This is a genomic window from Peptoniphilus rachelemmaiella (assembly GCF_943169845.1).
GTDB classification, from domain to species: Bacteria; Bacillota; Clostridia; order Tissierellales; family Peptoniphilaceae; genus Aedoeadaptatus; species Aedoeadaptatus rachelemmaiella.
In genome coordinates this window covers 106,101-122,987 of record NZ_CALPBW010000002.1, presented here as the reverse complement: position 1 = coordinate 122,987, position 16,887 = coordinate 106,101, and the positions used below count along the sequence as shown (strand labels likewise).

Genomic DNA, 16,887 nt, shown 5'->3' with positions numbered 1-16,887 from the left:
ACCATGACGAAAAAAATCGGTTTAATTGTCGGCTCGCTCAGAAAAGGATCCTGGAACAGAAAAGTCGCCGAAAAGGTGAAAGACATGTTCCCGGAAGGCTACGAAGCTGAGTTTATCGAAATCGGCGATCTGCCCCTTTACAACGAAGACTACGAAAGGGAAAACAACGAACCGGAAAGCTACAGCCGCTTCCGAAAAGAAGTGGAAGAGAAAGACGGCTATATTTTCTTTACGCCGGAATACAATCGCCTATGCGCACCGGCCGTTAAAAACGCCATCGACGTGGCGAGCCGCCCCTATGGCAAGAGCAAATGGGGCACCAAGCCCGCGGCCGTCGTAAGCGCCAGCGTTGGTTCATCCGGCGGCATGGCGGCGAATTTCAGTTTGCGACAAAATTTGATTTTCGTCGATCTCATTCCTCTGCAACAACCGGAAGTCTATCTGTCCGCCGTCCACGAAAAGTTCGACAAAAACGGCGAATTGATCAAAGACACGGAAGACTTTTTGCAAGGCTTCGTCGATGCCTTTGTGAACCACGCGGAACGCTTCTGATCGATTGCGAAAAAGCCTGCTAAACGCGGGCTTTTCTTGTTTTAGGCGGGAATGAAAAGAAAAGTCAAACAAGGTCAAAAAATCTATTGCATTCCGCGGCGAAGGTGTTATAATGAAATCAAGGTCAAAGAAAGTCAACTGAGGTGATTTATGGAATATAAAGATTATTACAAGACATTGGGCGTAGATAAAAGCGCCGATCAAAAAACGATTAAAAAAGCCTTTCGCAAACTGGCGAAGCAATATCACCCGGACCTTCATCCCGACGACAAAAAGGCACATGAAAAGTTTAAGGAAATCAACGAAGCCTACGAAGTGTTGTCCGATCCGAAGAAGAAACAAACCTACGATCAATTCGGTAGCGCCGGCAATTTCTCCGGCGGCATGAATTTCGATCCCTCCCAATACGGATACACCTACACCACCACCGGCGGAAGCGGCGACTTCAGCGATTTCTTCGATATGTTCTTTGGAGGCGGGGGCGGGGGCGCAGGCTCGAAGCGCAGAAGTACCACCTTTAACATGGGCGATATTTTCGGCGACTTCAAAGGCTCTCGCAGGGCCCACAAGCCGCAACGCACGCAGTATTCCGCAGAGCTTTCCATTTCCATGGACGATGCCTATCACGGCGTAGAGCGGCAAGTGAGCCTCACCATCGGCGGCAAGGCCGTGGACATTCCCGTGAAGGTGCCGGCAGGCATTACCGAAGGCAAAAAATTGAAAGTTCGCGGCGAGAAATTCGGCGTCGACGGCGACATTCTCTTTAAAATTCACGTCACATCGCCGAAGGGCGTGGAAATTCACGGTCTGGACCTAATCGTGGATCAAGCCATCTATCCTTGGCAAGCCTATTTCGGCGACAAAATCACCTGCGATCTTCCCGCCGGGAAGCTTCGCATTACCGTACCCGAAAAGACCAAGGGCGGCCAAAAGCTGCGCCTGGCCAAAAAAGGGCTGAAGGATTTAAAGGGCCGCACAGGGGATGCGTACATTCGCTTTGTCCTCGTGAACCCGGACAATTTAAGCGCGGAAGATGAAGCGCTTTACAAACAATTAAGTGAAAAATACAAAAAATAAAAGAAAAAATAACCAGCATGAAAGGAGTGCCATATGAAAATCGATAAATTTACACAAAAAAGCATGGCTGCGTTGGAAAGCGCGCAAAACTTGGCACAAGAATACGGAAACCCGGAGGTGGACGTCCTCCACTTAAATAAAGCCTTGGTATCCGATGCAGAAGGCCTTATTCCCCGCGTATTGGACTATATGGGCGTCGATGCCAAGGAAGTGGAAAACGCCTTGGATAGGGAAATCGGCCGCCTCTCGAAACAAACCGGCGCCACCCCTCGCCTCTCAAATGCCATGAACGGCGTTTTAACCGACGCATTGAAAGAAGCGAAGCGCTTAAGCGACAGCTACGTCAGCGTGGAACACCTCTACCTCGCCATGATCAAAGGGGACGGGGTAAACAACAAGCGGATTTTTAAGGAATTCGGCATCGACGAAGACCGCTTTATGGGCGCCTTAAAAGAAATTCGCGGCAATCAACACGTGACCAGCGACAATCCCGAAGATACCTACGAAGCCTTAAATAAATACGGAAGGGACATGACGGCGGAAGCGGCCAAGGGAAAAATGGACCCGGTCATCGGCCGCGACGATGAAGTGCGCCACGTGATTCGTATTCTTTCTCGCCGCACGAAAAACAACCCCGTCTTAATCGGCGAGCCCGGCGTCGGGAAAACCGCCATCGTCGAAGGCTTGGCCCAACGAATCGTGGCTGGCGATGTGCCCGACGGTTTGAAAAACAAAACCGTCTTCTCCCTGGATATGGGGGCATTAATCGCCGGGGCCAAATACCGCGGCGAATTTGAAGAACGCTTGAAGGCCGTCTTAAACGAAGTGAAGAGCTCCGAAGGCGAAATCATTATGTTCATCGACGAAATTCACAACATCGTCGGCGCCGGCAAGAGCGAAGGGGCCATGGATGCGGGCAACCTCTTAAAGCCCATGCTCGCCAGAGGCGAACTCCACACCATCGGCGCCACCACCTTGGACGAGTACCGCAAGTACATCGAAAAGGATCCGGCATTGGAACGTCGTTTCCAAAAAGTGCAAGTGCAAGAGCCTACGGTGGAAGACACCATTTCCATTTTGCGCGGCCTGAAGGAAAAATACGAAATCTATCACGGCATTCGCATCTCCGACGGCGCCGTCATTCAATCGGCCCTCCTTTCCGATCGCTACATTACCGATCGCTTCCTGCCCGATAAGGCCATCGACCTCATGGACGAAGCCTGCGCCATGGTGCGCACGGAAATCGAGTCCATGCCCACGGAAATCGACGAAATTCGCCGCCACATTCTCCAACTGGAAATTGAGCGGGAAGCCTTAAAGAAAGAAACCGACGACGCTTCGAAAAAGCGCCTCGACGCCTTGGAAGAAGAATTGGCCGAAGAAAAGGCCGATTACGATGCCCTCATCGCCCGTTGGGAAACGGAAAAGAAAGAGCTGGAAGGCGAAAAGAATATAAAAGAAGCCATCGACAAGGTGCGTCACGAAATCGAAGAAGCGGAACGCAACTACGATTTGGAAAAGCTCTCCGCCTTGAAATACGGCGAATTGCCTAAATTGGAAGAGCAATTGAAGCAAGAGCAAAACAAAGAAAAAGGCGATGGCAAGCTCATTAAAGAAGAAGTTACCGAAGAAGAAATCGCCGAAGTAGTGAGCAAGTGGACGGGCATTCCCGTCGCCAAGCTTGCCGAAACGGAGCGAGAAAAACTCCTCCACTTAGACGAGATTCTGAAAAAGCGCGTCGTGGGGCAGGCCGATGCCACCAAAGCCGTAAGCGACGCCGTGCTCCGCGCACGGGCAGGGCTCAAGGCGCAAAACCGCCCCATCGGCAGCTTTATCTTCCTAGGGCCCACGGGTGTGGGCAAAACGGAAACGGCCAAGGCCTTAACTGAAGCCCTCTTCGACGACGAACGGAACATGATTCGCATCGACATGAGCGAATACATGGAAAAGCACAGCGTCTCCCGCCTGGTCGGCTCGCCTCCGGGCTACGTGGGCTACGACGAAGGCGGCCAACTCACCGAAGCCGTCAGAAGAAAACCCTACTCCGTCATCCTCTTCGATGAAATCGAAAAGGCCCACAGAGATGTGTTTAACATCCTTTTGCAAGTGTTGGACGACGGCCGATTAACGGACAATCAAGGCCGTACCGTGGACTTTAAAAACACGGTCATCATCATGACCTCCAACATCGGCTCCCAAGACTTAATCGAAGGGGTCGCAGAAGACGGCGCCATTTCCGATGAAGCGAAAGAGGCCGTCAACAGGGAAATGAAAGACCACTTCCGTCCGGAATTTTTAAACCGGGTGGATGAAATCGTCCTCTTTAAGCCCCTGTTGAAAGATGAAATCGTCAGAATCATCGACACGGATCTGGCAGAAATCGAAAGCCGCCTCGAAGACAGAGACATTCACATCGCAGCCACCGACGAAGCCAAAGAAAAAATCCTGTCGGAAGCTTACAATGTGCTCTACGGTGCGCGTCCCGTCAAACGCTATATCCAAAACCACATCGAAACCAAACTCTCCCGCGCCCTTATTGCAGGAGACATTATGGACGGCGATCATTTGGAAATTGCCGTCGACGGCGACGATTACGTCATCCGAAAATAATCAAGACAAAACGCTCGAGAATCCTCGGGCGTTTTTTGCGTGGTAAAAGCCGGGCGGGGTATATAGATAGAAGTCATCGTAATGCAATTGAAAGACAAAAGGAGAATGGCAATGAAAGTAATCGAGTATTTAAAGAACGCTAAAGTATTTTACGCAGCCACCACAGACGGGGACCAACCCCACGTTCGCCCTATTGGTTTCGTCATGGAATTTGAAGGCCAATTGGCATTCTACACGGACAACCGCAAAAAAATGTGCAAACAATTGAAGGCCAATCCGAAAACGGAATTCTGCGCCCTGGACGGCAAGATGAATACCTTGCGCATCACCGGCGAAGCGAAATTCATCACCTCCCCGGAATCGAAAAAGGCCGCACTGGAAGCCATGCCCATGTTGGCAAAAGCCGGCTACAGCGTGGAAGACGACGTCTTCGAAATCTACACTTTGGAAAATGTCAGCCTGTCCTACGCAAATATGGCGGGCAAACAATTAGACGGCATCGAACTGTAAACCATCGAACAAAAATCCCCTTTCCTGCGAGGAAAAGGGGATTTTTCTATGGATGAAGCAAAAGCCATGGCTTCCGTTTAATTTAAGCTTTCGCCAAAGGCCATCAGCTTGTCGGCAAATGCCTCGGCTCTTTTGTCGACCGCTTCATTCATAAAAGGCTCCTTATAGGAGCGCTGGCGCTCGCCGTAGGCGCCGAGAAACGATAATTTGTTGTGCTTCGCGTAGCGCACGAGCCCTTCCGTCAACAGATCCGAGGCCTTTTCCTCCGGATAGCCGAAGGTGGAGACGAGGGCGATGGATTTACCCGCCCACAGCGAGGGCCCCATGGTTTCGCCGTAGTACTTGCACATGCCGTAGACCAACCGATCCAGAACCATCTTCATCGGCGGCGTACAATAGAAGGAATAAATCGGCGTGGCGAATAGAATCAGATCGCTTTGAAGGGCCGCGTCGAAAATTTTCTGCATATCGTCGTCGTGAACGCAGTTGAATCCATCCGAGACCTTTTGGCAGCGCAGGCAGGCGATGCAACTTTTCAGATTCATTTTATAGAGATCGAAGCGGGCGACCTCCACGGAATCGTCGAAGCGTTTGGTGATTTTATCCAAAAGCTGTGCCGTGTTTCCCTTGGGCCGAGGACTTGCAAATAAAATTAAGAGTTTCATAGACACCATCCTTTATCTTTCTATTTTATCATAGGGTTAAATCAAAACAGGCAGAATGGCTATTTTGTAAAGTTTCAGAAAAAGCCTTGCAATTGGCGATTGTTTCGGTTATTATAGCTAAGTTGCCAAAGTAAATACCCGCGGATCGAGGCACGAGCCCGAAAAATCCGCAGAAAATGCCTGAATCCCTTGATTTTAGGTTGTTTTTTATGTATAATACTAAGGTATGCGTGAGACATGCGTTGACACAATAGGTGGCTTTGAAACAGGCGCAAAGATGTGTTCGCATCGGAGGCTTGCGGAAAAGGGAATTATTGTCGAGAATGTCCAATCGTGAATTGGGCGACGGAGCGCCCGACTTTTTTTACGGGGCACAGAAAACACCCGGCTAGGTTGATCGGCGCTCTTCCCTTATCGTTGAGGAAAATGCACTAGGAGGGACTAAATGTCTGCAAATGTAAAACAAAAAATCAGAATTCGTTTGAAAGCTTATGACCACGAGTTATTAGACAGCTCCGCACAAAGAATTGTCGAAGCGACAAAAGCCAGCGGCGCCGACGTATCGGGTCCGGTACCCTTGCCCACGGAAAAAGAAATCATCACCATTCTTCGTTCCGTACACAAACACAAGGATTCCCGTGAACAATTCGAACAAAGAACGCACAAGCGTTTAATCGACATCATGAACCCGAATCAAAAAACCGTGGATTCTTTAATGAAACTCAATCTGCCCGCAGGTGTAGATATCGAGATAAAACTGTAAGCTGTCGGACTATATGATTGCCAGGCAATCCGCTGTAATGGAGGTATTTTATGAAATATGCATTGGGTAAAAAGATTGGCATGACCCAAATCTTTACCGAAGAAGGCGTACAAGTGCCCGTCACCGTCGTGGCGGTTGAACCCCAAGTGGTCGTTCAAAGAAAGACCATGGACATCGACGGTTACGAAGCCATTCAAGTCGCAACCGGCGCCGTAAAAGAAAAACACGTCAACAAACCCTTAAAGGGCCACTTCGACAAAGCCGGCGTGGAATACAAACGGGTACTCCGCGAATTCCCCTTGGCTGAAGGCGAAGACTTCAACGTCGGCGACACCTTAGACGTAACCGTCTTTGAAGCAGGTGACAAGGTCGATGTGACCGGTACCAGCAAGGGTAAGGGAACCGCAGGTCTTATTAAGCGTCACAACTTCGGTCGTGGCCGCGAAACCCACGGCTCGAAATTCCACAGAATGCCCGGTGGTATGGGTGCTGCATCCTACCCGGGTCGCGTATGGAAGGGCCACCGCATGATGGGACGCATGGGGAATGAACGTGTGACCGTTCAAAACCTCGAAGTTGTACGCGTCGATGCCGACAACAACTTCCTTTTAATCAAAGGTGCCGTTCCCGGACCGAAAAACGGACTCGTTCGCGTTCGTGCCACGGTTAAAAGCGGTAAATAAGCGAGAGGAGGACACGAATAATGACTAAGTTCCAAATGATAGATATGGCCGGTAAGTCCTTAGAAGAAATCGAACTTTCCGACGATATCTTTAATGTAGAAATTAACGAACACGTCGTCTATTTGGTCGTAAAGAACATTCTGGCCAACAGACGTCAAGGTACACAGTCCGCCAAAACTCGCGCAGAGGTTCGCGGCGGCGGCAAGAAGCCTTGGAGACAAAAGGGCACGGGCCGTGCAAGACAAGGCTCCATCCGTTCGCCTCAATGGCGCGGCGGCGGCATCGTCTTTGCACCGAAGCCGAGAAGCTACCGCTACACGACGCCGAAAAAGGTTCGTCGTTTAGCCATGAAATCCGTTTTAACCTCGAAAGTTCAAGAAAAAGAACTCATCATCGTCGATCAAATCACCTTCGATGCACCGAAGACCAAGGCGTTAAGCGAAGCATTAGCTAAGATGGGCGCCGCTAAAAAGGCATTGATCGTTACGGCAGAAAACGACAAGAACGTCGTATTAAGCGCAAGAAACCTTCCCAATGCTGAAGTTTCTACGGTCGGCACCATGAATGTTTACGACATCTTAAAATACGACTCCCTGATCCTCACCAAGGATGCGCTGGACAAAATCGTGGAGGTGTATAACTAATGAAAAACTTTGATATCATCATTCGTCCTATCATTACTGAACAATCCATGTTAGAGATGGAAGAAAACAAGTACACCTTTGAAGTAGCGAAGACGAGCAACAAATCGGAAATCAAAAAAGCCATCGAAGCGATCTTCTCCGTTAAGGTAGCCAAGGTCAACACGATGAACATGAGAGGCAAAGTCAAACGTCAAGGCATGAATGTAGGCAAGCGTCCCAACTGGAAGAAAGCCATCGTCACCTTAACGGATGATTCCCAACCGATTGAATTCTTCGACAACATGCAATAAGCCTAAGGAGGGACATTCATGGAGATCAAAAGATATAAACCGACGACGAACGGCCGCAGAGGCATGACCGTCGCCAGTTTCGAAGAAATTACCAGAAGCAAACCTGAAAAAAGCTTGGTCGTCAGCCTCAACAAATCGGCCGGCCGTAACGCACACGGTCGCATCACCAGTCGTCACAGAGGCGGCGGCGCAGCGAAAAAATACAGAATCATCGACTTTAAGCGCGCCAAAGACGGCGTACCCGCAAAGGTCGCAGAAATCGAATACGATCCGAACCGTACGTCCTACATCGCCCTGTTAAACTACGCAGACGGCGAAAAGCGCTACATCTTAGCCCCCAAGGGCTTAAAGGTCGGCGACAAAGTGGAATCCGGCGAAGATGCCGATATTAAAGTCGGTAACGCCCTTCCCTTACACGCCATTCCCGTCGGTACCACGGTGCACAACATCGAAATGACCCCCGGCAAGGGCGGCCAAATCGCTCGTGCAGCCGGCACCTCGGCACAACTTTCCGCTAAAGAAGGCAAGATGGCTCAACTCCGTCTTCCCTCCGGCGAATACCGCCGCGTCAGCGTCGACTGCCGCGCCACCGTCGGTACGGTCGGAAACATTGCCCACGAGTTGATTAACTTAGGTAAGGCCGGGAAGAAACGCCACTTAGGCATTCGTCCCCACGTTCGCGGTTCCGCAATGAACCCCGTCGATCACCCCCACGGTGGTGGTGAAGGCCGTTCGCCTATCGGACGTCCGTCCCCGATGACGCCCTGGGGTAAGAAAGCACTGGGTCTTAAGACGCGTAAGAAGAACAAGAAGAGCGATCGTTACATCGTTCGTCGTAGAACGAAATAAGGGAGGAGGAAGCAATGTCCAGATCCATTAAAAAGGGCCCTTTCGCAGATGAACATCTGTTAAAGAAGATTGACGCCCTCAACGAAGCAAACAAAAAAGAAGTGGTAAAAACTTGGTCTCGTCGTTCGACGATCTTCCCGGAAATGGTGTCCCACACCATCGCCGTTCACGACGGTAGAAAACACGTACCGATCTACATCACCGAAGATATGGTCGGCCACAAGCTCGGCGAATTCGTCATGACTCGCACCTTCCGCGGTCACGGCGGCGGCGAAAAAACCACGAGAATGTAAGGAGGAGTAACGAATGGAAGCAAGAGCAATTGCAAAATACGTGCGCATTTCTCCTTTGAAGGTCAACTTCATTTGCGCGGAAATTCGCGGCAAACAAGTGGATGAAGCCCTGGCGCTTTTGAAATTTACACCGAAGCGCGGCGCCCGTGAACTTTATAAAGTTCTTCACTCCGCCGTCGCCAATGCGGAAAACAACTTGAACCTGGATCGCGAAGATCTCATTGTCAAGGAAGCTTACGCAAACGACGGTCCGACGATGAAACGTTATCGCCCCAAAGCAAAGGGCATGGCGTATCCGATTCTGAAGCGCTCCAGCCACATCGGCGTTGTCGTTTCCGAAAGAGAATAATAAGGGGGAGAAGAATGGGTCAAAAAGTAAATCCGCACGGTCTTCGTGTAGGGATCATTAAAGATTGGGATTCCAAATGGTATGCCGACAAAAAAGACTTTGGAGATCTCCTCGTCGAAGACAATCAAATTCGTAAATACATTAAGAAAAACTTATTCCAAGCCGGCGTTTCCCGCATCGAAATCGAACGGGCTGCCAACAAGGTTAAGATTTCCATCTCCACGGCAAAACCGGGCATGGTCATCGGCCGCGGCGGTACCGGCGTAGAAGAGCTTCGCCAAGAACTTGAAAAATTAACCGGAAGAAGTGTCGTCATCAACGTGGATGAAATCAAAAATCCCGACTTGGATGCAACCTTAATCGCCGAAAACATCGCAGCACAATTGGAACGCCGTATCGCCTTCCGTCGTGCCATGAAACAAACCATCCAACGGGTTATGCGCTTAGGCGTCAAGGGAATCCGTACCCAATGCTCCGGCCGTTTAGGCGGCGCCGACATGGCCCGTCGCGAAGGCTACAGCGAAGGTACCATCCCCCTTCAAACCTTACGTGCAGACATCGATTACGGTTTTGCCGAAGCCGACACGACCTACGGCAAGATCGGCGTCAAAGTATGGCTCTATAAGGGAGAAGTTCTTCCCGAAGCGCCTCAAGGACGCAGAAATCGTCGAGACAACAGACGTCGCGGCAACAACGACAAACGCCGCGGAGGAAGCCGCAGAAATCAAGGCCAAGGCCAAGATAGACGGTAAGTGAGGAGGAAAGCACTATGTTAATGCCGAAAAGAGTAAAATATCGGAGACAACATCGCGGGAGAATGAAGGGTGTTGCACACAGAGGCAATACGCTCACCTACGGTGACTTTGGCATCCAAGCATTGGAACCGACCTGGATCACTTCCAATCAAATCGAGGCCGCACGTCGTGCCATGACCCGCTACATTCGTCGTGGCGGTAACATCTGGATCAAAGTATTCCCCGACAAACCGGTTACGGAAAAGCCGGCTGAAACCCGTATGGGTTCCGGTAAAGGGGCACCCGAGTACTGGGTTGCCGTTGTTAAACCGGGCCGCGTTCTGTTTGAACTGGGCGGCGTCGAAGAAGAAGTTGCCCGCGAAGCCATGCGTCTCGCGGCCATGAAGCTTCCCATCAAGACGCGTTTTATCGCCAAGAATAAGGAAGAAAGTGAGGGCGATAGCAATGAAAATTAAAGACATCCGCAATTTATCCGGTGACGAGCTGAATAAAAAGGTGTCCGAGTTGAAGAACGAGCTCTTTAACCTTCGCTTTCAACTTGCAACAGGCCAATTAGACAATCCGTCCACCATCAAAAGCGTGAAAAGAGACATCGCGCGGGTGAAGACCATCCAAAGAGAGCGCGAGCTCAACATGGAAAAGGAGGCGTAACTTATGGAAAGAAATCAACGAAAAGTGATCTCCGGTAAGGTCGTAAGCGATGCCATGGACAAGACGATTGTCGTAGCCGTCGAGACCTTCAAGAGTCACCCGATTTACAATAAACGATTCAAAAACACGAAGAAATACAAGGTGCACGACGAGAACAACGAAGCAAGTGTCGGCGATACCGTACGCGCAATGGAGACACGTCCCCTTTCGAAGGATAAGAGATTCCGCCTCGTCCAAATCGTAGAAAAAGCGAAATAAGGAGGTTCTCGGGATGATTCAACAAGAAACCAGATTAAGAGTTGCTGACAACTCCGGCGCAAGAGAACTGGGCGTCATCAAGGTATTAGGCGGCACGAACCGTCGCTATGCCAACATTGGCGACATCGTTGTTTGCTCCGTCAAACACGCAACACCCGGTGGCGTTGTTAAAAAAGGTGCCGTCGTCAAGGCGGTCATCGTTCGTTCGAAAAAAGGCATTCGTCGCCCCGACGGAACCTACATTAAGTTCGACGACAACGCAGCCGTCATCATTAAGGACGATAAAAATCCCCAAGGTACCCGTATTTTCGGGCCGGTAACCCGCGAGCTCAGAGGAGAAAGCTTTATGCGTATTATCTCCTTGGCTCCGGAAGTTCTTTAAGGAGGTGGCATAGAATGCGCATCAAAAAAGGAGATACCGTCGAAGTCATTTCCGGCAAGGACAAAGGCAAAAAAGGAAAGGTCGTTCGTACCATTCCGAAACTTGACCGCGTTGTCGTCGAAGGTGTCAACATCGTGACGAAACACGAAAAACCGAGAGGACCGCAAAACCCCGGCGGCATCAACAAAGTTGAAGCCCCGATCCACGTATCCAATGTCATGTATTACGATACAAAGACCAACACCAAAAGCCGCATCGGCTACGAGTTTAAAGACGGCAAAAAGGTACGTGTCCTGAAGTCCTCCGGCGCTACGATTTCTGATAAGTAAGGAGGCCTGTGATGACATCGAGATTAAAAGATAAAATCCAAAACGAAGTCGCACCTGCTTTAATGGACGAGTTTAAGTATGCCAACACCATGCAAATTCCTCGCCTTGAAAAGGTCGTGATTAACATTGGTCTGGGCGAAGCGAAGGACAATCCGAAAGCGCTGGAAAGTGCCATTAACGACTTGACCTTAATCGCAGGCCAAAAACCGATTATCACCAAAGCGCGCAAGTCCATCGCAAACTTCAAATTGCGTGAAGGCAGCGCCATCGGTTGCAAAGTTACCCTTCGCGGTGACAGAATGTATGATTTCCTCGACAAGCTCATGAACGTCGCCCTGCCGCGCGTTCGCGACTTCCGCGGCATTAAACCCACGGCATTCGACGGCAGAGGAAACTACGCTCTGGGACTCAAAGAACAATTGATTTTCCCGGAAATCGAATACGATAAAATCGACACGTTGCGCGGCATGGATATTACCATCGTGACAACCGCCGAAACAGACGAAGAGGCAAAGTCTTTCCTTGAAAAGATGGGCATGCCTTTTGCAAAGAAGGAGGGTTAAACTGTGGCAAAGAAATCCATGGTAGCGAAGCAAAAACGTAAAAGCAAGTACAGCGCCAGAAACTATACCCGATGCAAAATTTGCGGTCGCCCTCACGCAGTACTGAGAAAATACGGTATTTGCAGAATTTGTTTCCGTAAACTGGCTTACGCAGGGCAAATCCCCGGCGTAAGAAAGGCAAGCTGGTAAGGCTAACCGAAAGGAGGAATTGACTATGATGACAGACCCTATTGCAGATATGCTTACGAGAATCCGTAATGGCAACGATGCAAAACATAAATCTGTTGAGATTCCCGCTTCGAAAATAAAGGCGGAAATCGCCCGTATCCTTCTCGAGGAAGGCTATATTAAAGGCTACGACGTGCTTGAAGAAGGCCCGCAAGGCAAAATTAATGTAGAATTAAAATACGGAAGAAACGACGAAAAAGTAATCAGCGGCATTAAGCGCATTTCCAAACCCGGTCTTCGCGTTTACGCAAAGAACACGGAAATCCCCAAGGTATTAGGTGGCTTAGGCATTGCCGTCATCTCTACTTCCAAGGGCATTATGACGGACCGCGATGCACGCAAGGAACAAGTTGGCGGAGAAGTTCTCTGCTACGTTTGGTAAAGGAAGGAGAAAAAGATGTCCAGAATCGGAAAAAATCCTATCGATATCCCTTCCGGCGTAGAAGTGAAGATCAACGGCCACATCGTCGAAGTAAAAGGGCCCAAGGGCGTCCTTCAAACTGAAATCGATCCGGCCATTACCGTCGCCGTCGAAGACAATCAAGTCGTCGTTACGCGTCCCAATGACAATAAAGACATTCGCGCGCTCCACGGCCTTTATCGTACCCTCATCGCCAACAACATCGAAGGCGTCGTCAACGGTTACGAAAAGCAAATGGAAATCATCGGTACCGGTTACCGTGCGCAAAAGCAAGGCAAAAAGCTGAACTTAAACCTCGGTCACTCCCACCCGATCGAACTTGAAGATCCCGAAGGAATCGAAGTCGAAGTTCCGTCCAACACGCAAATCATCGTGCGCGGAATCGATAAGCAAAAAGTAGGCGCCTACGCTGCCTACATTCGCAGCTTCCGTTCGCCGGAACCCTACAAGGGCAAGGGCATTCGCTACGTTGGCGAATACGTACGCAGAAAAGTCGGTAAGACCGGTAAGTAAGAAAGGAGTGGAGTGTTTTGTTTAAAAAAGTTGATCGCCAAGGCAATCGAAAAGCGAGACATATTCGCGTCAGACAGAAAATTAACGGAACGGAATCCAAACCTCGTCTTGCCATTTACCGCAGTGCGCACCACCTGTACGCTCAACTGATTGACGATGTAAACGGAAAGACATTGGCCAGTGCTTCCACCTTGGACAAGTCCTTGAATCTGGAAAGCACGAAGAACGTAGAAGCGGCCAAAGCCGTCGGTGAAGCAATCGGAAAGAAAGCAAAAGAAAACGGCATTGAAGAAGCCGTCTTCGATCGCTCCGGTTACATTTATCACGGTCGCATCGCCGCTTTAGCCGAAGCTGCTCGCGAAGCAGGACTGAAGTTCTAAGGAGGGAAAGATTGAACCGTACGAAAAACAATACCAGAGATAGAGACACGGAACTCGACGAAAGAGTCGTTGCTATCAACCGTGTTGCAAAGACCGTTAAGGGCGGTCGTAATATGCGTTTTTCTGCCCTCGTCGTCGTCGGCGACAGAAACGGTCGCGTCGGTATCGGTACCGGCAAGGCCCTGGAAGTTCCCGAAGCGATTCGCAAGGGTAGCCAAGCGGCGAAGAAAAACATGGTGAAGATTAATTTGGTCGGAAACACCATCCCCCACAAAGTAACCGGCGTCTTCGGCGCAGGCCGCGTGTTCTTGAAACCGGCTCGTCCCGGTACCGGTGTTATCGCCGGCGGAAGCGTCCGTGCCGTATGCGAGCTTGCGGGGATTAAAGATATCTACACCCACAGCATCGGATCGTCCAATCCGAGAAACACCGTGAACGCCACGATGGAAGGGTTAACGTCTTTAAAGACCGTTGAAAATGTAGCTAAACTTCGCGGCAAAAGCGTCGACGAAATTTTAGGATAAGGGGGATGTGATGAGTACCATTAAAATTAAACTCAAAAGAAGCCCCATCGGAAGAATTGAAAAACACAAACGCACGATTAAAGCCTTAGGTCTCAGAAAAGTCGGTCAAGTCGTTGAAAAACAGGATACACCTCAAATCCGCGGCATGATCAACAAAGTAGACTTTATGGTTGAAATTGTCGACTAAGGAGGTGGACGTAATGAAATTGCATGATTTAAGACCTCAAGAAGGTGGAGGAGTCAAGGCAAAGAAACGTCTCGGCCGCGGTATCGGTTCCGGTACCGGTAAGACCGCCGGACGCGGCCACAAGGGTCAAAAGGCCCGCAGTGGCGGCGGCGTTCGCCCCGGCTTTGAAGGTGGCCAAATGCCCCTTTTCCGTCGTCTTCCGAAACGTGGCTTTACCAATATTTTCAAAAAACAATATGCCATTGTAAACGTAGACGCATTAAACCAATTTGAAAACGGATCGACCGTTACCTTGGATTCCTTGATTGAAAGCGGTATGGTTAAGCGTGCCGACGCCAAAAACGGCTTACGCATTTTAGGTAACGGCGACATTAACGTCTCTGTTAACGTCAAGGCCAACCACTTCTCCAAATCCGCAGCTGAAAAAATCGAAGCGGCAGGGGGAAAGGCTGAGGTGATCTAGATGATCCAAACCTTTAGAGATGCTTGGAAGATCCCGGAAATTCGAAAAAAGCTTCTCTTCACCGTGTTGATGCTCGTGGTCTTTCGCTTCGGCAGCCACATTCCCGTTCCCTTTATGGATCGGTCGGCGATAGCGAAGATTTTTAACCAACAACAAGGTGGTATACTCTCGTTCTTGGATTTAATGAGCGGCGGTAACTTCGGACATTTCTCCGTCTTTGCGACGAGCATTTATCCCTACATCACGGCATCCATCGTGCTTCAATTGTTGACCATTGCGATTCCAAGCTTGGAAGCGCTCAGCAAAGAAGGCGAAACCGGACGGAAAAAGATCGCAAAGTATACAAGGTATTTAGCGGTTGCACTGGCTGCCGTACAAGCCATCGGTTACACCTACGGCTTCTACAGACAAGCAGTGAACACCGCCAACCCGTTCCAAGACGTGGTCATTATTCTCTCTGTTGTGGCTGGGAGTACCTTCCTGATTTGGATTGGTGAAATGATTACGGAAAAAGGGATCGGAAACGGGATCTCTCTACTCATCTTTGCAGGGATCGTAGCCAGATTCCCCGCTGATATATGGGCTTCCTTCCGCATGGCGGCAGCAGGCATGGTATCTTGGGCTTGGGTCGTTGTTTTCATCGCCCTGGCGATTGCCATCGTCTTCTTCGTCGTCCTGCTTAACGAAGGGCAACGCAAAGTACCCGTTCAATACGCCAAGCGCGTCGTGGGACGGAAAATGTACGGCGGTCAAAGCACCCATATTCCCATTAAAGTTCTCATGAGCGGCGTCATGCCGATCATTTTCGCTCAAACCATTATGAGTATTCCATCGATTATCGTCATGTTCCAAGGCCCGAATTCTCAAGCGGCCAAATTCATGACCAAATGGTTTACGCCGGCAGGTAATATTGGGATCTTTATTTACAGCATCTTCATGGTCCTGTTGATCGTCTTCTTTACCTTCTTCTATACGGCCATCCAATTTAACACGGTGGAATATTCCAAAAACCTACAACAAAACGGCGGCTTTATTCCCGGCATTCGCCCCGGCAAGAAAACATCGGAATACCTGCAACAAATGGTAAACCGTCTGGTTTTCCCCGGCGCATTGGCCCTGGCCCTGTTGTCTGTTTTGCCTACGATTTTAGAAAAAATCACGGGCATGCACTTTAGCTTCGGCGGCACCAGTTTAATCATCGTCGTCGGCGTTATTATGGAAACGGCACGAATTTTGGAACAACAATTAATGATGCGACACTATAAGGGATTCCTAAAATAAGGAGGATCACATGAGACTAGTCATTTTAGGCCCGCCGGGCGCCGGCAAAGGCACCCAAGCGGCATCCATCGTCGAAACGTACAATGTGGTTCACATTTCCACAGGCGATATTTTCCGCGAAAACATTAAAAATGCCACGGAACTCGGCAAGAAAGCCAAAAGCTTCATGGATCGCGGCGAGTTGGTTCCCGACGAAGTTGTCAACGAGATTGTCGTGGACCGCTTGAAAAAACCCGATGTGGAAGCAGGCTTTTTATTAGACGGCTTCCCTCGCACGGTAAACCAAGCCGTCTCTTTAGACGCAGCGTTAGAAGCCATGGGCATCAAATTGGATTGTGTCGTTAATATCCATGTTCCCAGCGAACTGCTTATTGATCGCGCCGTCGGCAGACGGGTTTGCCCCACCTGCGGCAGAACCTACCACGTGAAGAATCAACAACCGAAGGTGGAAGGCATCTGCGACGACGACAACACAAAGCTCATTCAACGTGATGACGATACGGAAGAAACGGTGAAGAAGCGCATCGACGTCTACGAAAGACAAACTTCCCCGTTAATCGACTATTATAAAGCGCAAGGACTGTTACTGGATATCGACGGTTCCAAAGCCATCGACGATGTATTTACGCAAATACGGCGTGGGCTCGACAACGAGGCCTAATCGTCG

The 16,887-nt window shown here is 49.9% G+C and carries 28 protein-coding genes; 27 read left to right on the top strand and 1 reads right to left on the bottom strand.

Annotated elements, in window-relative coordinates; all coding sequences use genetic code 11:
- The first annotated feature begins 3 nt into the window (after positions 1 to 3).
- The 4 genes from KO087_RS01485 to KO087_RS01470 all read left to right on the top strand — a co-directional run bounded on the left by KO087_RS01485 (position 4) and on the right by KO087_RS01470 (position 4,749).
- Positions 4 to 552 (top strand): NADPH-dependent FMN reductase, encoded by a 549-nt coding sequence (locus KO087_RS01485; RefSeq protein ID WP_215506989.1) that lies wholly within the window; start codon positions 4 to 6, stop codon positions 550 to 552.
- Positions 553 to 702: 150 nt separating this feature from the next.
- Complete coding sequence (locus KO087_RS01480) at positions 703 to 1,629, top strand: DnaJ domain-containing protein (RefSeq protein ID WP_215506987.1); 927 nt, start codon at positions 703 to 705, stop codon at positions 1,627 to 1,629.
- Positions 1,630 to 1,662: 33 nt separating this feature from the next.
- Complete coding sequence (gene clpB / locus KO087_RS01475; RefSeq protein ID WP_215506985.1) at positions 1,663 to 4,239, top strand: ATP-dependent chaperone ClpB; 2,577 nt, start codon at positions 1,663 to 1,665, stop codon at positions 4,237 to 4,239.
- A gap of 111 nt (positions 4,240 to 4,350) precedes the next feature.
- Complete coding sequence (locus KO087_RS01470) at positions 4,351 to 4,749, top strand: pyridoxamine 5'-phosphate oxidase family protein (protein WP_215506983.1); 399 nt, start codon at positions 4,351 to 4,353, stop codon at positions 4,747 to 4,749.
- 77 nt (positions 4,750 to 4,826) lie between these two features.
- Here the strand turns inward: KO087_RS01470 and KO087_RS01465 are convergent, their stop codons facing one another.
- Positions 4,827 to 5,414: a flavodoxin family protein gene (locus KO087_RS01465; RefSeq protein WP_215506981.1), complete on the bottom strand. Its 588-nt coding sequence runs from the start codon at positions 5,412 to 5,414 to the stop codon at positions 4,827 to 4,829.
- Between the two features lie 445 nt (positions 5,415 to 5,859).
- On the opposite strand from KO087_RS01465, the gene rpsJ reads away from it, so the two are divergent.
- The 23 genes from rpsJ to KO087_RS01350 are packed head-to-tail and all read left to right on the top strand — an operon-like array spanning position 5,860 to position 16,881.
- A complete protein-coding gene (rpsJ, locus tag KO087_RS01460) occupies positions 5,860 to 6,177 on the top strand; it encodes a 30S ribosomal protein S10 (protein WP_068368942.1) in 318 nt (105 codons plus the stop codon).
- Positions 6,178 to 6,227: 50 nt separating this feature from the next.
- A complete protein-coding gene (gene rplC, locus KO087_RS01455; protein WP_215506979.1) occupies positions 6,228 to 6,860 on the top strand; it encodes a 50S ribosomal protein L3 in 633 nt (210 codons plus the stop codon).
- Positions 6,861 to 6,880: 20 nt separating this feature from the next.
- Positions 6,881 to 7,504 (top strand): 50S ribosomal protein L4, encoded by a 624-nt coding sequence (rplD, locus tag KO087_RS01450; RefSeq protein WP_215506978.1) that lies wholly within the window; start codon positions 6,881 to 6,883, stop codon positions 7,502 to 7,504.
- On the top strand, positions 7,504 to 7,794 hold the full coding sequence (gene rplW / locus KO087_RS01445; protein ID WP_215506976.1) for a 50S ribosomal protein L23: 291 nt from the start codon (positions 7,504 to 7,506) through the stop codon (positions 7,792 to 7,794). Before rplD ends, rplW begins: the two co-directional genes overlap by 1 nt.
- A gap of 18 nt (positions 7,795 to 7,812) precedes the next feature.
- The gene (rplB, locus tag KO087_RS01440) at positions 7,813 to 8,643 is read left to right on the top strand and encodes a 50S ribosomal protein L2 (protein ID WP_215506974.1); all 831 of its coding nucleotides are present in this window, start codon (positions 7,813 to 7,815) and stop codon (positions 8,641 to 8,643) included.
- 14 nt (positions 8,644 to 8,657) lie between these two features.
- Positions 8,658 to 8,936: a 30S ribosomal protein S19 gene (rpsS, locus tag KO087_RS01435; RefSeq protein ID WP_108832099.1), complete on the top strand. Its 279-nt coding sequence runs from the start codon at positions 8,658 to 8,660 to the stop codon at positions 8,934 to 8,936.
- A 13-nt stretch (positions 8,937 to 8,949) separates the two neighbouring features.
- Positions 8,950 to 9,285, top strand: a complete 336-nt coding sequence (rplV, locus tag KO087_RS01430; RefSeq protein WP_108832100.1) for a 50S ribosomal protein L22 — start codon at positions 8,950 to 8,952, stop codon at positions 9,283 to 9,285.
- 14 nt (positions 9,286 to 9,299) lie between these two features.
- Complete coding sequence (gene rpsC / locus KO087_RS01425) at positions 9,300 to 10,037, top strand: 30S ribosomal protein S3 (protein ID WP_215506972.1); 738 nt, start codon at positions 9,300 to 9,302, stop codon at positions 10,035 to 10,037.
- Between the two features lie 17 nt (positions 10,038 to 10,054).
- On the top strand, positions 10,055 to 10,495 hold the full coding sequence (rplP, locus tag KO087_RS01420) for a 50S ribosomal protein L16 (protein ID WP_215506970.1): 441 nt from the start codon (positions 10,055 to 10,057) through the stop codon (positions 10,493 to 10,495).
- Positions 10,485 to 10,691, top strand: coding sequence for a 50S ribosomal protein L29 (rpmC, locus tag KO087_RS01415; RefSeq protein WP_215506968.1), 207 nt, complete (start codon positions 10,485 to 10,487; stop codon positions 10,689 to 10,691). The genes rplP and rpmC overlap by 11 nt, the downstream gene beginning before the upstream one ends.
- 3 nt (positions 10,692 to 10,694) lie before the next feature.
- Entirely contained in the window at positions 10,695 to 10,949 is a 255-nt protein-coding gene (gene rpsQ / locus KO087_RS01410) for a 30S ribosomal protein S17 (RefSeq protein WP_148472399.1), read from the top strand.
- A 13-nt stretch (positions 10,950 to 10,962) separates the two neighbouring features.
- The gene (gene rplN / locus KO087_RS01405; protein WP_215506966.1) at positions 10,963 to 11,331 is read left to right on the top strand and encodes a 50S ribosomal protein L14; all 369 of its coding nucleotides are present in this window, start codon (positions 10,963 to 10,965) and stop codon (positions 11,329 to 11,331) included.
- Between the two features lie 14 nt (positions 11,332 to 11,345).
- Positions 11,346 to 11,660, top strand: coding sequence for a 50S ribosomal protein L24 (gene rplX / locus KO087_RS01400; protein ID WP_215506964.1), 315 nt, complete (start codon positions 11,346 to 11,348; stop codon positions 11,658 to 11,660).
- 11 nt (positions 11,661 to 11,671) lie between these two features.
- Positions 11,672 to 12,223 carry a 50S ribosomal protein L5 gene (rplE, locus tag KO087_RS01395; protein WP_215506962.1) on the top strand — a complete coding sequence of 184 codons (552 nt, stop codon included), beginning with the start codon at positions 11,672 to 11,674 and terminating at the stop codon, positions 12,221 to 12,223.
- 3 nt (positions 12,224 to 12,226) lie between these two features.
- The gene (locus KO087_RS01390; RefSeq protein WP_215506960.1) at positions 12,227 to 12,412 is read left to right on the top strand and encodes a type Z 30S ribosomal protein S14; all 186 of its coding nucleotides are present in this window, start codon (positions 12,227 to 12,229) and stop codon (positions 12,410 to 12,412) included.
- Positions 12,413 to 12,437: 25 nt separating this feature from the next.
- Positions 12,438 to 12,833 carry a 30S ribosomal protein S8 gene (gene rpsH / locus KO087_RS01385; RefSeq protein ID WP_215506958.1) on the top strand — a complete coding sequence of 132 codons (396 nt, stop codon included), beginning with the start codon at positions 12,438 to 12,440 and terminating at the stop codon, positions 12,831 to 12,833.
- 15 nt (positions 12,834 to 12,848) lie between these two features.
- On the top strand, positions 12,849 to 13,385 hold the full coding sequence (rplF, locus tag KO087_RS01380; protein WP_215506956.1) for a 50S ribosomal protein L6: 537 nt from the start codon (positions 12,849 to 12,851) through the stop codon (positions 13,383 to 13,385).
- Between the two features lie 17 nt (positions 13,386 to 13,402).
- Entirely contained in the window at positions 13,403 to 13,765 is a 363-nt protein-coding gene (rplR, locus tag KO087_RS01375; RefSeq protein WP_215506954.1) for a 50S ribosomal protein L18, read from the top strand.
- Positions 13,766 to 13,776: 11 nt separating this feature from the next.
- Entirely contained in the window at positions 13,777 to 14,289 is a 513-nt protein-coding gene (gene rpsE, locus KO087_RS01370; RefSeq protein WP_215506952.1) for a 30S ribosomal protein S5, read from the top strand.
- 10 nt (positions 14,290 to 14,299) lie between these two features.
- Positions 14,300 to 14,476 carry a 50S ribosomal protein L30 gene (rpmD, locus tag KO087_RS01365; RefSeq protein WP_215506950.1) on the top strand — a complete coding sequence of 59 codons (177 nt, stop codon included), beginning with the start codon at positions 14,300 to 14,302 and terminating at the stop codon, positions 14,474 to 14,476.
- 13 nt (positions 14,477 to 14,489) lie between these two features.
- Positions 14,490 to 14,939, top strand: a complete 450-nt coding sequence (gene rplO / locus KO087_RS01360) for a 50S ribosomal protein L15 (RefSeq protein WP_215506948.1) — start codon at positions 14,490 to 14,492, stop codon at positions 14,937 to 14,939.
- Entirely contained in the window at positions 14,940 to 16,220 is a 1,281-nt protein-coding gene (secY, locus tag KO087_RS01355) for a preprotein translocase subunit SecY (protein WP_215506946.1), read from the top strand.
- 10 nt (positions 16,221 to 16,230) lie between these two features.
- Positions 16,231 to 16,881: an adenylate kinase gene (locus tag KO087_RS01350; RefSeq protein ID WP_215506944.1), complete on the top strand. Its 651-nt coding sequence runs from the start codon at positions 16,231 to 16,233 to the stop codon at positions 16,879 to 16,881.
- Positions 16,882 to 16,887 lie beyond the last annotated feature (6 nt).

What these genes read in the sequence shown, in the direction of transcription:
- KO087_RS01485 (WP_215506989.1), top strand. Translation starts at nt 4, where the DNA reads ATGACGAAAAAAATCGGTTTAATTGTCGGCTCGCTCAGAAAAGGATCC.
- KO087_RS01480 (WP_215506987.1), top strand. Translation starts at nt 703, where the DNA reads ATGGAATATAAAGATTATTACAAGACATTGGGCGTAGATAAAAGCGCC.
- clpB (WP_215506985.1), top strand. Translation starts at nt 1,663, where the DNA reads ATGAAAATCGATAAATTTACACAAAAAAGCATGGCTGCGTTGGAAAGC.
- KO087_RS01470 (WP_215506983.1), top strand. Translation starts at nt 4,351, where the DNA reads ATGAAAGTAATCGAGTATTTAAAGAACGCTAAAGTATTTTACGCAGCC.
- KO087_RS01465 (WP_215506981.1), bottom strand. Translation starts at nt 5,414, where the DNA reads ATGAAACTCTTAATTTTATTTGCAAGTCCTCGGCCCAAGGGAAACACG.
- rpsJ (WP_068368942.1), top strand. Translation starts at nt 5,860, where the DNA reads ATGTCTGCAAATGTAAAACAAAAAATCAGAATTCGTTTGAAAGCTTAT.
- rplC (WP_215506979.1), top strand. Translation starts at nt 6,228, where the DNA reads ATGAAATATGCATTGGGTAAAAAGATTGGCATGACCCAAATCTTTACC.
- rplD (WP_215506978.1), top strand. Translation starts at nt 6,881, where the DNA reads ATGACTAAGTTCCAAATGATAGATATGGCCGGTAAGTCCTTAGAAGAA.
- rplW (WP_215506976.1), top strand. Translation starts at nt 7,504, where the DNA reads ATGAAAAACTTTGATATCATCATTCGTCCTATCATTACTGAACAATCC.
- rplB (WP_215506974.1), top strand. Translation starts at nt 7,813, where the DNA reads ATGGAGATCAAAAGATATAAACCGACGACGAACGGCCGCAGAGGCATG.
- rpsS (WP_108832099.1), top strand. Translation starts at nt 8,658, where the DNA reads ATGTCCAGATCCATTAAAAAGGGCCCTTTCGCAGATGAACATCTGTTA.
- rplV (WP_108832100.1), top strand. Translation starts at nt 8,950, where the DNA reads ATGGAAGCAAGAGCAATTGCAAAATACGTGCGCATTTCTCCTTTGAAG.
- rpsC (WP_215506972.1), top strand. Translation starts at nt 9,300, where the DNA reads ATGGGTCAAAAAGTAAATCCGCACGGTCTTCGTGTAGGGATCATTAAA.
- rplP (WP_215506970.1), top strand. Translation starts at nt 10,055, where the DNA reads ATGTTAATGCCGAAAAGAGTAAAATATCGGAGACAACATCGCGGGAGA.
- rpmC (WP_215506968.1), top strand. Translation starts at nt 10,485, where the DNA reads ATGAAAATTAAAGACATCCGCAATTTATCCGGTGACGAGCTGAATAAA.
- rpsQ (WP_148472399.1), top strand. Translation starts at nt 10,695, where the DNA reads ATGGAAAGAAATCAACGAAAAGTGATCTCCGGTAAGGTCGTAAGCGAT.
- rplN (WP_215506966.1), top strand. Translation starts at nt 10,963, where the DNA reads ATGATTCAACAAGAAACCAGATTAAGAGTTGCTGACAACTCCGGCGCA.
- rplX (WP_215506964.1), top strand. Translation starts at nt 11,346, where the DNA reads ATGCGCATCAAAAAAGGAGATACCGTCGAAGTCATTTCCGGCAAGGAC.
- rplE (WP_215506962.1), top strand. Translation starts at nt 11,672, where the DNA reads ATGACATCGAGATTAAAAGATAAAATCCAAAACGAAGTCGCACCTGCT.
- rpsH (WP_215506958.1), top strand. Translation starts at nt 12,438, where the DNA reads ATGATGACAGACCCTATTGCAGATATGCTTACGAGAATCCGTAATGGC.
- rplF (WP_215506956.1), top strand. Translation starts at nt 12,849, where the DNA reads ATGTCCAGAATCGGAAAAAATCCTATCGATATCCCTTCCGGCGTAGAA.
- rpmD (WP_215506950.1), top strand. Translation starts at nt 14,300, where the DNA reads ATGAGTACCATTAAAATTAAACTCAAAAGAAGCCCCATCGGAAGAATT.
- rplO (WP_215506948.1), top strand. Translation starts at nt 14,490, where the DNA reads ATGAAATTGCATGATTTAAGACCTCAAGAAGGTGGAGGAGTCAAGGCA.
- secY (WP_215506946.1), top strand. Translation starts at nt 14,940, where the DNA reads ATGATCCAAACCTTTAGAGATGCTTGGAAGATCCCGGAAATTCGAAAA.
- KO087_RS01350 (WP_215506944.1), top strand. Translation starts at nt 16,231, where the DNA reads ATGAGACTAGTCATTTTAGGCCCGCCGGGCGCCGGCAAAGGCACCCAA.